Annotated in this window: 1 protein-coding gene; it reads right to left on the bottom strand. The window is 46.4% G+C overall.

Annotation, left to right across the window (positions count from 1 at the left end):
* A partial coding sequence (locus ACTHUR_RS19145; RefSeq protein WP_440400360.1) for a toxin occupies window positions 1-367 on the bottom strand: 367 nt, incomplete at its 3' end.
* Window positions 368-494 lie beyond the last annotated feature (127 nt).

Below are 494 nucleotides of genomic sequence, written 5' to 3'. Positions count from 1 at the left end.
GCTCAAAGCAGGTAATCTTGCCAACCTTTTCTCCGTCACGTTCGATTTCTGCTACATGATCTCCATATTTATTACTCCAAAAGAACCGCCCGTTTTCCTCATGCCAAGGCTTACCCAGCACATACCAAGCTTTATCCAAGCTGTCGCCAGGGCGGATGGTTTCGCATGTTACTTTATCCTCCCCTGCACTCAGCATACACGCATCATGTTGACGGCAATCGGGATTCATGCACCTGCCCTTGTCGTCATTCCAATAGCGATCCATTAATTTACAGGCTATCAAATTATAGTCATAAGCATAAAAACCGTATCCTGTCATCAACAGCGCAGCAATACCCAAGCTTTGTAAACGCGGCGTTAATTTCATATTTACTTCTCCAAGATAAAAAGGTCGTCTGAAACGCCCTACCCCTCACGATACTCACACACCCAGCGGTCAGTTTTCTCTAAAAGCGTCTCAAGATAGGCGGCAAGGGTATCGTATTGTGCCGCAG

This window comes from Neisseria sp. P0021.S007 (assembly GCF_051956855.1).
The sequence above is the reverse complement of the archived record's forward strand: the minus strand, read 5'-3'. Positions and strand labels throughout refer to the sequence as shown.